Source organism: Riemerella anatipestifer, from assembly GCF_035666175.1.
Taxonomy (GTDB): Bacteria; Bacteroidota; Bacteroidia; order Flavobacteriales; family Weeksellaceae; genus Riemerella; species Riemerella anatipestifer_D.
Genome location: NZ_CP142016.1, coordinates 2,278,532 through 2,290,827, shown reverse-complemented (window position 1 = coordinate 2,290,827; position 12,296 = coordinate 2,278,532). Strand labels below are relative to the sequence as shown.

The 12,296-nt window shown below is 36.1% G+C and carries 8 protein-coding genes; 1 reads left to right on the top strand and 7 read right to left on the bottom strand.

The features are described from left to right. Positions 1-65: 65 nt before the first annotated feature. The 4 genes from metE to VIX88_RS11495 form a co-directional block, all read right to left on the bottom strand. Entirely contained in the window at positions 66-2,378 is a 2,313-nt protein-coding gene (gene metE / locus VIX88_RS11510; RefSeq protein ID WP_064969998.1) for a 5-methyltetrahydropteroyltriglutamate--homocysteine S-methyltransferase, read from the bottom strand. Positions 2,379-2,719: 341 nt separating this feature from the next. Further along, positions 2,720-3,439, bottom strand: a complete 720-nt coding sequence (locus VIX88_RS11505) for a DNA-binding domain-containing protein (protein ID WP_079206451.1) — start codon at positions 3,437-3,439, stop codon at positions 2,720-2,722. Between the two features lie 98 nt (positions 3,440-3,537). After that, positions 3,538-5,421: a hypothetical protein gene (locus tag VIX88_RS11500; RefSeq protein ID WP_310492836.1), complete on the bottom strand. Its 1,884-nt coding sequence runs from the start codon at positions 5,419-5,421 to the stop codon at positions 3,538-3,540. Positions 5,422-6,078: 657 nt separating this feature from the next. Beyond that, positions 6,079-6,807: a TrmH family RNA methyltransferase gene (locus VIX88_RS11495; protein WP_064970871.1), complete on the bottom strand. Its 729-nt coding sequence runs from the start codon at positions 6,805-6,807 to the stop codon at positions 6,079-6,081. On the opposite strand from VIX88_RS11495, the gene VIX88_RS11490 reads away from it, so the two are divergent. Continuing rightward, on the top strand, positions 6,793-9,372 hold the full coding sequence (locus VIX88_RS11490; RefSeq protein ID WP_064970869.1) for a BamA/TamA family outer membrane protein: 2,580 nt from the start codon (positions 6,793-6,795) through the stop codon (positions 9,370-9,372). The genes VIX88_RS11495 and VIX88_RS11490 overlap by 15 nt on opposite strands. 75 nt (positions 9,373-9,447) lie before the next feature. On the opposite strand, the gene VIX88_RS11485 is transcribed toward VIX88_RS11490, so the two are convergent. From VIX88_RS11485 to dnaX, 3 genes are all read right to left on the bottom strand, one after another. Continuing rightward, positions 9,448-10,530 (bottom strand): chorismate mutase, encoded by a 1,083-nt coding sequence (locus tag VIX88_RS11485; protein ID WP_222535093.1) that lies wholly within the window; start codon positions 10,528-10,530, stop codon positions 9,448-9,450. 11 nt (positions 10,531-10,541) lie between these two features. Continuing rightward, positions 10,542-11,003 (bottom strand): hypothetical protein, encoded by a 462-nt coding sequence (locus VIX88_RS11480; RefSeq protein WP_237190314.1) that lies wholly within the window; start codon positions 11,001-11,003, stop codon positions 10,542-10,544. 131 nt (positions 11,004-11,134) lie between these two features. Continuing rightward, positions 11,135-12,220: a DNA polymerase III subunit gamma/tau gene (dnaX, locus tag VIX88_RS11475; protein WP_064970867.1), complete on the bottom strand. Its 1,086-nt coding sequence runs from the start codon at positions 12,218-12,220 to the stop codon at positions 11,135-11,137. Positions 12,221-12,296: the final 76 nt, after the last annotated feature.

Genomic DNA, 12,296 nt, shown 5'->3' with positions numbered 1-12,296 from the left:
ATCCCTAGAAAGGCGGCAATATCTTTTTAAACAGATATAATACTCACATCTGCATTATATAACGATTAGCTAGAATACTTAGCTCTTAATTTTTTCGCTGTTTCCACCATCGCTATAAGGGCGGCTTTGGTTTCTTCCCAATGGCGTGTTTTAAGTCCACAGTCTGGGTTTACCCAAAGTTGTTCTTTGGCAACTACAGCCACTGCTTTATCCATCAGTTCAGACATTTCCTCAACCGAAGGTACACGAGGCGAATGAATATCGTACACACCAGGACCTATCTCATTAGGATACTTAAAGTCTGCAAATACATCTAAAAGTTCCATTTGCGAACGAGAACACTCTATCGTAATCACATCTGCGTCCATATCAGCGATATTAGAAATAATATCATTGAACTCCGAGTAGCACATATGCGTGTGTATCTGAGTAGCATCTTGAACTCCCGAAGCCGATATACGAAAGGCTCTAATTGCCCATTCTAGATAATCTTGCCAATCTTTTTTTCTTAATGGCAAACCTTCTCTAATTGCAGGTTCATCTATCTGAATCACTTTAATCCCTGCCTTTTCTAAATCTACCACTTCGTCTCTAATTGCTAAAGCGATTTGGGTACAAGTAGCGGAACGAGGCTGGTCATCCCTTACGAAAGACCATTGCAAAATGGTAACAGGACCTGTAAGCATACCCTTTACAGGGACTTCCGTTAAAGACTGTGCAAACTTAGACCAACGCACTGTCATTGGTACTGGGCGAGAAACATCTCCAAAGATAATAGGCGGCTTTACACAACGAGACCCATAGCTCTGCACCCAACCAAACTTAGTAAATACAAAGCCTTCTAGCTGCTCTCCAAAGTATTCCACCATATCATTACGCTCAAACTCCCCGTGAACTAGCACATCTATACCTGCATCCTCTTGAAAACGGATAGACTCTTCTATCTCCTTCTCCAAAAGCCCATCATACTCTGCTTGGGTTAGCTGTCCTTTTTTAAACTGTGCTCTCCAGCTACGAACTTCTGGAGTCTGCGGGAACGAGCCTATAGTAGTTGTAGGGAACAATGGTAAATTTAATGACTGATGTTGTAGCTCTCTACGATGAGCAAAAGTACTATTACGCTGTGCCTCTTTATCTGTAATCTTAGAAAGACGCTCCTTAACCCCTTTGTTATGAATAAGCTCTGATACCTTTCTACTTTCCGCTGCTTTTTTGTTTTCTGCTATAAGTTTTTGTGCAGATTCCGAAACTACCCCATTAACGATAGAAGTAAGTGTAGCCACCTCGGTAACTTTCTGCTTTGCAAACGCTAGCCACTGTTTAATTTCTGGAGTCAAGACAGCTTCGTTATCCTCCAGCTCCAAATTACAAGGCGAATGTAATAATGACGACGAACTTGCCACAAATACACGCTCTGCTCCTAACTTTTCTTTAGCTTTATTGATAAGCGTAAGCGAATCTTCAAAATCATTTTTCCATACATTTCGTCCGTTTACCACCCCTACCGATAAAATCTTATCCTCTGGAAACTTGTCTAAAACAAGCTCTAATTGCTGCGGTGCTCTCACCAAGTCGATATGGAGTGCCTTTGTAGGAAGAGAAAGTGCTAACTCTAAATTATCTCCCAAGGCTTCAAAATAAGTAGTTAAAATAATCTTAAGCTTAGGAAACTCTTCTTGAAACTTCTGATAAACTTCTCTATAGGCTTCCTGTGCCTTCTCATCTAAATCTAATACCAATAGAGGCTCATCTATCTGCACCCACTCTACCCCTGCCTCTTGCAGCTCGGCTAAAATCTTACGATAAACCTCCAGTAGAGAAGGTAACAACTCTAGACGGTGGAAACCTTCCTCCTTCTCTTTACCTAATAAAAGATAAGTTACAGCCCCTATCAAAACTGGTTTAGTTTCAATCCCTAAATCTTTTGCCTCTTTGTAATACTCTAGTGCAAAGTTCTTACGCAACGAGAACGATTGGTCTTTAGTAAATTCAGGAACAATGTAGTGGTAGTTAGTATCAAGCCACTTGGTCATTTCCATTGCAGTAATATCTATCCCCTCCTTTTGATACCCCCTAGCCAAAGCAAAATACAGCTCCAAATCTGTTTTTTTAGCTTTTTCTAACTCCAAATAACGCGTAGGGATAGCATTAAAGCTGAAAGTAGCATCTAACACTTGGTCGTACAACGAAAAATCGTTGGACGGAATCAAATCTACTCCCGCCTCTTGTTGCAGTTTCCAGTTGTGAGTACGAATTTCCTTCGCTACCTTCTGTAGCTCGTCTTCGGTTATCTTACCTGCCCAAAATTGCTCATTAGCCTTTTTGAGTTCTCTTTTCTCCCCAATACGAGGATACCCTAAAATGTTTGATTTTACCATGTTATCAGTATTTATTTCCATTATTATGCGAACAAAGTTCTGTAAAAAAAATAGAATGAAAAAATTTTTTACTGTAAAATTTTAAAATCACACTATTTTAACACAACATTTACTATAATACACAGATAAAAATACACACATATATCCAAAATGATAGTAAAATATCTAACCTTACTTATTTAGTAAATCCGAATTCGGTTCCCTCGTACGAGGGAAGGTTCTTCTCTCGGTAAGGAGAAGAGCCTTCGCCTTAGGCAGTGAAGTAGCTTCCTCTTATAAAGCGACCGCCCTTTCTTATCACTAAGGAAGGGCGGTCGTTATTTAGATGTGCGAAAAACACGCTACACAATAGTAATAGGTGTGCTTAGTGCTTCGGTGCGGGGTTCTTTCAGTAAGGTAGTGCCTTTACTGCTTTGCGTGGTAATGCTTAGCTCATAGTTACCCGCTTCTAAATCTGTAGGAACCAGTATAAGTAACCTTGACGGCTCGTTAAGCACAATATCGTCTTTGGTTAGCTTCACTTCGTTTTGAGTGTCTAGGTTTTTAAAGACGATGCCATTTTTAGGGTTATCTCCGTCTATTTTAATGTAAGTGCCTTTGATTTCGGCATTCTTGCCTTTGGTAAGCGTGCCATCTGCTTTGCCTGTGGCTTTATCCGTAATGCTGAACACACTCATTGGGCTAGACTGCTCGCCTAGGATTTCTACTTTGGTATCATTAGCAGCTTTTCTTAGGTCGGTGCCTTGATTGACATTGACATATACGGAATGTTTCTCCTTATCCCAAGTTTTGTCGTAAAACACGCCCTTAATGGCAGGACGCATATACACCAGCCCTGTATTTACGCTATAACCATTAAGTACCAACTCTGAGGCTTTGCGATTAAAACGAGTGATAATATCTACCGCAGTTTCAGTCTGTATCTCCATACCCTCTTTTTTAAGGGCTTCTATGATTTCTGTAATGCCAAGGCTACCACCTAGAAGTGGCACGGCTACAAAATCGTTAGGGTCATCTTTCGTGAGTAGGTTGGGACGCAACCACGCTTTTAGTGTATTCATAATGTATAAATTTTTAAGGTTAAGCTTTTGTATACTTTGTTCTGATTTGAAATATAAAAATCCCCATTGTGATACTATCGCAATGGGGAAAGGTTAAACTATTTTACTAATAAGGCTTCTAGCTTCTGTAAACGAGCTTCTAATTCTGCTATTTTAGCATCTTTAGCTTTTAGAGCCTTGTCTTGCTCTATGCTGTGTAGATAAAGTTCCTCTATCTTTTCCACATTGGTCAGTTGAGTAGCCATAAGGTCTATATAACCTTGTTTTTTGATAGCTTCCGCAGATTGGTAACCTGGTAAATGCCCATTAGTTTTTACAAAATCTTCTACTTGGCTAAGGGTTTTAAAGCTATAATCTGATTTAATGCTAGAAGTACCTGTATAATACTTTTGGAACACATAGTCTGGGAAGATAGCGGCATTAGTACCTATAAAACCCGTGGCTTTTACATTACCCGCAACCTCTAATTTTTCTGCTGGAGATTCAACGCCAATACCTACCGCACCATCAGCAGATATTCTCATTTTTTCTGTAGGTAAAGTTAAGTTAGGATTAGTACCAAGCGTAGGACTTTGTGTTCTAAATATCAAGTTAGAGCCACCATCTCCTCGTCCATTCATTTGATCTACAATCTGAGTGGTTGCATTTACTTTCTTAGTTCCATCAACAGATGTTCCATTTATAAATTGAAATATAGTCTCTTGATTTGAAGTCCAATTATGATTTCTTATTGTTACTTTATCTCCAAATGAATTCTCTCCAGCATTAGTATAGATAGCATAGTTTTTATTAACCCCTCTATCTACATTTGCGACTACCAAACCATACATTTCATCAATACTATTTATAGTAGTTGGAATATTAAAGTAAGTGCTATTACCTACTAATCTACCTATCTTACCAGTCCAAGTATCGGTTATAATTGCTTGATTATAGTTAAGAGCCACTGCATTTAATGTCCCTTTTGAATATTTATTTAGATGAATTCTATTTTCAGTACCAAATAACTGATTAACTTCTCCCGTTCCTCTCGGTGTCAAATAGTTAAAAGCAGCTGTCATATAAGGAGTCTGATTAGCCGTATAAGAAGAGGCTTGACTATAAGCACCTACTACCCTATCAGCACTACCATCATATAGTGTAGCAATAGAATAATCTCCTATCATTAGATTTATCTTCCCTTTACCATAATGTTCAGAGGCGTTAACATTAGCGTATAAAGCACTATAATTACTCGCTGTAGTAGCTGTAGTAGCAATGGTATTTCTTTGCCCAAAAATTCGGTTATATACACCTGCATCATTTTTTTCATCTACCAATAAATAATTGTGTATTAACTGTTTTTCCTTATAAAGAGGATCTACATAAGATACAGGAATTTTATCTGCATAGCCTAAATTTATATTTAATGAATTACCTAAGTTCATTGATGACAAATCTATACTTCCTGTTTCTATTTGCTGAGTTGAAGGATTGTGTTTACTATAATTTCTCAAAACCTTCGGCACATTCTTAAAAGCCCCTACAGATGAATAAGAAATATTACTTTCAATATTACCATCTATCAATTTAATATCATTATTGCTCTGTTTTTGCCAAATATCATCATTATTTCCTGCTCTTCTTACCCATTCTGTACCATTATAGTAGTAATAGCCTTTCTCTGTGATTTTAGCTACTTTGATATCATTACCTATATAGTCACTTATAGCACCTTTAGTTTTACTAGTATCATCTATTACATAGACCAAAGTTCCCTCCACAGGTGTTGCAATGCTTGCCACACGAGTTTTACTTAACTTAGGTGCTAAAATACCTTCATTAGTGGTTGCTGTAACATCTCCATTCTTTGCTGTAGGCTGAATATCCAAAGTAGCTTGAGGTGATGATGTATTAACCCCCACTTTCCCACTTTGTCCGTAAACTACTAAGCCTAAGCCTAAAAAGGCGAATACACTTAATTTTGTAGTCTTTGTTTTCATAACATTTAATTTAAAATTGTTCATATTTGATTATTTAAGGTTATAGATATTGGATTGTAGAAGTTGGGTGTTGGACTTAAGGGTTGATGAGACTATACTGAGCTCTAATATCTCATCTCTAAGTTCTAACCTAAAAAAACGCCTTTCCCCTCTAAACACACACAAAACGAGAGGAAAGGCTAAGGTAGAAAGAAAGTAAAAACTCCCTCTCTGAACACTAAAAGCACCCAACAAGAACGACCATGTTATGAGACAAAACAATGGTGCTTTTAGCATGTATTTATGAAAGCTAAATTTAGAATGGTGTAAACGCAAAAATCCGCCAACGAAAGTTGGTGGATTTGTATTTATAATTAACGATAAAAGTCTAAAGAATTTTCTAGATAATAGGACGCATATACACGAAACTATCTGTGTGTGTGTGTGTGTGTGTGTGTGTGTGTGTGTGTGTGTGTGTTTACACAATTATCTGAAACTACCAAATAATTGGGGTACTTTTTTACACTTGTTTGTATATTACTGATATTACGTGTCATAAAACTAAGGCAAACTTATAACCTTTTAAGCAAGTATGCAAGTTTTTTGAAAGAAAAATACAACATACCTCTCTATATCATTCTGCTTTTTTATACCTCAAAAGAGCTTTATAATACTAAATTATTTATCAGAAAACACCTGTCCCAAAATAACCCCAGCCGCCATAGACACATTAAGGCTTTCTGTAGCTTTATGATTGCCAAAACGAGGAATAGTGATATTTCGTTTCATCAATCGTTCTACGCTAGGTCGCATTCCGTTGCCTTCATTTCCTAATACAAGATTAAACCTTTGGGGAAAGTTAGTTTTATATAGATTTTCGCCCTCCATATCTGTACCTATATTTTCCGCAGGAGAACTCAATAAAAACTGCTCTATATCACTATACACCACATTTACTCTAGTAAAAGAGCCCTTGGTAGCTTGTATCACTTTAGGATTGTAAACATCTACGGTATCTGTACTGCATACTATCTGTTCTATACCAAACCAATCTGCTAAGCGGATAATAGTCCCTAAATTACCTGGGTCTTGAAGCCCATCTAAGACCAAATTAATATTGCTATCTTCTGTGATTTTTGGAGTAGGCAAATAACAAACGGCTACACTATCTTTAGGTGTTTTAAGAAAACTTATCTTCTTTAGCTCTTTTTCTGTAATAGGAATTAAAACATCAGATAAAAACTCTATTCCATCACTATCTACAGAATAAACAGACTCTATTTCTATATTAGTGTTTTTTAATTCTTTGATAATTTTGTTACCTTCAACCAAAAACAAATTGTATTTTTGTCTGAATTTTTTCTTATCCAAAGATTGTAAAATTTTAACTTTATGACTCGTAAGCATATCAGAAAATATTTTCAAAAGTATTATTTATTTTCCGCACTCACAATTCTACTTGCTTTTTTGTACGCTTGTAGTAGCACCAAAAAAGTACCTCACGGTGAAGCCTTACTTACGAAAAATACTATAATTTACGAAGATAAAAAGCTATTTGCTAGCGAAATATCTAATTACATACAACAGAGACCCAATAAAAAAGTTCTTTTCGTAGTTCCTCTAGGATTATGGTTATATAATGCTGCTAACCCTAAATATGACACTATTCTTACAGAATATGTGACCTACCCTAACCAAATGAGAAATCAAAGTTTAAGAGATTCTCTATTTATTAAGTATGGTCACCCTGAATATGTAGGAAAATCTTTAACTAAAGACCGTTTTCTACACACTGTAGGCGAAGCTCCTAAAATATTAGAACAAGGAAAAACCATAGCTAGTGCAAAAAACATGAGACAGTTTATGCGTTACAGAGGTTATTGGGATGCTAAAGTAACTTACAAACAAGATATTGATACCGCAAAACAGAAAGCTCAAGTAACTTATAAACTTACATTTAACGAACCTACTAGAATAAAAAACTATTATTATTCTATCCCTGACAGCAATATCAGAAGTATATATGAAAGCGAATTTGATAAAAGTAAAATAAAAACTGGTGATATTCTTGACCAAAAGAACCTAGAAGAGGAAGTAAAAAGAATTACCGAGCGTATGCGTGAGGTCGGTTATTATAGCTTCAACAGAACTAATGAGGAAATTTATTTTACAGCTGACACACTAGAGAGTAACAAAAATGTGCCTCTCACTATGGATATACATAGAAATGACAAAGACAGTCCCTATAAAAAAACAACTATAGGCAAGGTAGATGTATTTGTTGTAAACCATATTAGTGACACACTAAGCACTAAACCTTATCGTTTTGATAGGGTACCCCAAGACGATAGTGTAAGAATACACAAACTTGATAAGCAATACTCCACCCGCTCTCTATGGCTCCCTATCATTCTTAAAAATAGAGAGGTCTACAATCAAAAGTTTTTAGACCTCACCAAAAGGAATGTTAATGCAATGAATAATTTTAGCATTATAGATTACAAAGAGGGACTAAGAAAAAACAGTGATAGTATTTTAGATGTAAGATATATTCTGAAACCACTTTCTAAATACGAATTCAAAACTGCTTTTGATGCTCATTATTCTCAAATATTAAACTTTGGTTTTTCTCCATCTGTTGAGTTAACTTCGAGAAATGTTTTTGGTGGTGCAGAAAACCTATCTACGAGTTTTTCAGGTATCATAGGTACCACTAAAAATGCCAAAGACCCTGGTAAAATATTCAACGCCTATGAGCTCTCTGCACAGGTAGCTCTTAATGTTCCTAGGCTTTTACTCCCTTTTAAACATTACAAATTAATTCCTAAACGCTATTCTCCCACAACTTCTATTGTTTTAGGAACTTCTGTACAGAATAATATTGGTATGGATAGAATTAACTTTAATGGAAGCCTCAACTATACTGCCAATGTAAACGATGTAGTTTCTCACAGGCTTTCCCTATTCAATACACAGCTGAGTTTAACTAGAAATAAAGACAGCTATTACGACCTATTCCGTGGAGATAATGAAGTAAGGCAAAATATATTTAATCTTTACCAAGCCTTTAATCCTTCTTACGATGTTAAAGCTTACTCCTATGATGATGTTTCTAGGACAATAGTTTCTGACGGGGATTTTTTAAACTCTTTAACTACTGAAAATAGAGACATTTACAACACTTTCTTACAATCTCTACTCAATAGAGATAGGCAAACACAGAATGTACTTATTTCTTCGTTAAACTATCAATTTTTGTATAACGAGATTGGTAAAAAATATTTCAGACACCCATTCTACTTCAGTGGAAAAATGGAATTAGCTGGTAACCTCATTAGTTTACTCGGAAAAACCAAAGATTCCAAAAGTATTTTAACCAACAACGAAAAAACAATATTCGATATTCCTTATTCACAGTTTGCAAAGTTTGATGCCGATGTGAGAAAATACCTTAACATCAATTCAAAATCTACACTTGTTTTTAGGCAGTTTATTGGAGTAGGTATTCCTTATGGAAACTCAACCAATATGCCATTTGTGAGATCTTATTTTAATGGAGGTTCTAATGATATTCGTGCGTGGATTGCCTTTGGGGGGCTTGGTCCTGCCGATTCTCAATTAAATGAAAAAGTAAGGTCTTTTATTATGGGAAATGTAAAACTAACTTCTAATATAGAATACAGATTCCCTATCAATAATATGTTTGAAGGGGCTTTGTTTACAGATGCAGGAAATATTTGGTCGCTTAAAGATACAGGATTAGGAGATGCCTTTAAGTTCAATAAATTTTATAAACAGCTAGGCGTTGGTAGTGGCTTTGGGGTAAGAATAAATGTTGCCTATGTTACCCTCAGAGTAGATTTTGCCTACAAAATGTACGACCCTAACCAACCAGAAGGAGAACGCTGGAGAATCAGCCATATAAAACCACTTAAACCTACACTTAACTTTGCCTTTGGGTATCCGTTCTAAAGACTATAATAATATTTAATAAAAAAAATCGGTTGTCATTATTACACAACCGATTTTTTATTTATGTTTTAAAATTTATTTAGAACCTATCATTACTTTATTTTGTACTTCGATAGACTCTTCGTGAATAGCTTTAAATATTTTTTCTATAAAATCCTGACTCATACCCGTTTCATCAGCTTTTTTTCTAGCATACTCTGTAATTTCTTTCCACCTTTCGGGTTGGAAGATAGCAATATTATTTTCTTTCTTTAAAGCCCCTATCTTTTCCGATATTCTCATTCGGTTAGAAAGAAGTTCCATTAACTGAAAGTCTATATCAGAAATTAAAGCCCGATGTTTCCCCATATCATCTTCGTAGCCAGAAATATCCGAAGTTCTTACCTTTAGGCGACTTATCATTTCATCTAAAACCGATGGCGTAATTTGTTGCGAAGCATCGCTCCAAGCCTTATCTGGAGTGCAATGAGTTTCTATCATCGCTCCTTCATAGCCTACATTAAGTGCTTCTTGAGTAATATCAAACAAACCTTCTCTATTCCCACAAATGTGTGAAGGATCCACAAACATTGGTATATTAGGAAACTGATTTTTAAAATCTAATGCGATATGCCAGTTAGGTATATTACGATATTGCGTTTTCTGATAAGTAGAAAACCCTCTATGAATTGCACCTAAATTTTTAACATCTTGTGCCAAAAGCCTCTCTAAAGCTCCTACCCATAAAGCTAAATCTGGATTAACAGGGTTCTTAACCAACACAGGTTTATCTGTACCTTTGAGAGCCACCGCAATTTCTTGCACCGTAAAAGGATTTACCGTAGAACGAGCTCCTATCCAAAGAATATCTACATCTGCCTCCAAAGCCGCATATACATGGTGAGCATTAGCCACTTCGGTAGCGGTTTTAAAGCCAAATTCTTCTTTAACTTTTTTAAGCCAGCTAAGCCCTATTACCCCTACTCCTTCAAATGAGCCTGGTTTAGTTCTTGGCTTCCAAATACCTGCACGGAAAACATCTATCTTTGCATTAGCTTCTTTAATTCCTCTTGCTGTTTCTAGCATCTGCTCCTCACTTTCTGCACTGCAAGGTCCTGCTATCACCATTGGCTGCGGATAGTTTTGCAACCAATCGTTTTTTAAATCTCTTAAATTCATTGTATTTACACTTAATTAAAATCAAACTGCATCAGTTCCTGCAAGTCTTTCAATAGCGGATTTACCTCCACCATCTTATTAAATAAATCTCGTTTTGTATCTTTTTTAATGATTACTCGCTCTGCTTCTTCAAAATCAAACTTCACACGATAATTGTTAAACTTATGCTTAAAATCATTAAAAAACTGAGGGCTAACCTTTTCAAACTCTACCCTTGCAGATTTAGACGTATATCTGATACAAACTCTATTTTCTTCTGCTTTTTCTATGGTAAAATTTTGTACGGCATTAAAGGTTACCATATCCTCATGAGCTAATTTTTTCAAAAAATGTTTCCATTCTTTTTGTAAATCGGTTTCACTAAAATGTCCGTCTGGAAGTTCCTCTTCTTTTATTTCCTCTTCTACCTGTAGCTCTTCTGTTTTATTTATAGCCTCTTTAATGCTAAATGATGACTTTACAGATTCTTTCAAAATAGGTTCTTTAGCCTTTTTGACTTCTATCTCTGGTGTTTCGGAAATGTTTTTGGAGCTTTCTTTATGAACCGTGGAAGGCTCTTCACTAGCTTTCTGAGTCGCCCCTTCTTTAACGAGAGATGCTAAAATCAGAAACTTTTTTTTTTAGCTCCTTCTGTCCCGTGGGTAAGACTAGCCAGTTGCATTAGGGCTATCTCCACCGTAAGACGAGGATTTTTGGAACTCTTGTAATTGATGTCCGCATAGTTGCAAATTTCTATTGCATCTACCAACTGCTGAGCTGTCCATTTTTGGCTTTGTTCCGCATATTTGGCTTTAGTTTTCTCGCCTACTTCTATCAAGTTTAAAGTAGATGAATTTTGAGCCATCATTAAATCTCGGTAGTGATTCCCCAACCCTGCAATGAAAATATGAGGGTCAAAACCCTTTTTCACAATTTCGTTAAACGCTACCAAAACATTGGGAATATCATTAGCATGGATTAAATCTACTATTTTGATGTATTGGTCATAGTCCAAAATGTTAAGTACCTCCGCTGCTTTTGCAAGGGTAATATTCTTTTGGGTAAATGTTACCAATCTATCAAAAATAGACAAAGCATCTCTAAGAGCTCCATCTGCCTTTTGAGCGATAAGGAAAAGTGCGTCATCTTCGTAGCTAATACCTTCTTTATCTGCTATTTTCCTAAGATGTCCTTGTATGTCCTCTATGGTAATTCTCTTGAAATCATAAATTTGACATCTAGACAAAATGGTAGGGATAATCTTATGTTTCTCCGTAGTTGCTAAAATAAAAATAGCGTGTGCAGGTGGCTCTTCTAAAGTTTTAAGAAATGCATTAAAAGCCTGTGAAGACAACATATGCACCTCATCTATAATATATACCTTATATTTACCTACTTGTGGTGCATAACGCACTTGGTCGGTAAGTTCTCGTATATCATCTACAGAGTTGTTAGACGCGGCATCTAGTTCAAAGATGTTATAAGAAAAACCATCTTCGCTCGTAGCGCCATCTTTTTCGTTAATCTTCCTTGCTAAAATCCTTGCACAAGTTGTTTTACCTACGCCACGAGGTCCACAGAATAATAATGCCTGAGCCAACTGATTTTCGGCAATGGCGTGCTCCAAAGTATCTGTAATATGCGACTGCCCCACAACTGTGTCAAACTCTTGTGGACGATATTTTCTCGCAGATACTATGAAATTTTCCATTGGTCAAAAATAAGTAAAAATGAATTTATAAAACAAATATTTACTCGTTTATTTAAAAATAGAAAAAGAACCTCCA